The 548-nt window shown below is 68.1% G+C and carries 1 protein-coding gene and 1 pseudogene; both read left to right on the top strand.

The features are described 5' to 3' along the window. Nucleotides 1–286 (top strand): annotated as a pseudogene (locus ACXJ3V_RS20590) (L-carnitine dehydrogenase); the annotation flags it as partial. An 11-nt stretch (nucleotides 287–297) separates the two neighbouring features. Further along, nucleotides 298–548 (top strand): FAD-dependent oxidoreductase (locus tag ACXJ3V_RS20585; RefSeq protein ID WP_457102215.1); only part of this gene is annotated, 251 nt, incomplete at its 3' end.

The following is a 548-nucleotide window of genomic DNA, read 5'->3' as shown; positions in this document are numbered from 1 at the left end:
CACCGCGGTGTGCTGGGGGCCGGGTCTGCGGTGGGGCGTGATGGGTCCCAACCTGCTGTTCCACCTGGGCGGCGGCGAAGGTGGCATCGAGCACTTCTTCGACCAGTTCACCGGGCCGATGACTGCCTGGTGGAAGGTGCTGGGGTCGCCCGAGATCACGCCGGAACTGCGCAAGAAGATCGTGGCCGGCGTTCTGGAGGAAGCCGGCACGCGGTCGCTGGAAGACCTGGCCACACAACGCGACGAGGACCTGCTCGGGCTCCTGGCGGTCCGCGCTCGCACATGACACAAGCACCCATGGCGGTTCCACGCGTCGTCATCGTGGGCGGTGGGTTCGCCGGCGTCGCCGCGGCGCGCGAGCTTCGCAGTTGCAAGGCAGACGTCCTCTTGATCGATCGCCGCAACCATCACATCTTCCAGCCGCTGCTCTATCAGGTCGCCACCGCTGTGCTGGCGCCGGCAGACATTGCCGCGCCGCTGAGGCAACTGGCCGAGCAACAGGCCAACCTGTCGGTCATGCTCGGCGAGGTGAGTGCGGTGGACCGCCG

The sequence above is a fragment of the Microbacterium sp. P5_E9 genome, assembly GCF_054049175.1.
The sequence above is the reverse complement of the archived record's forward strand: the minus strand, read 5'-3'. Positions and strand labels throughout refer to the sequence as shown.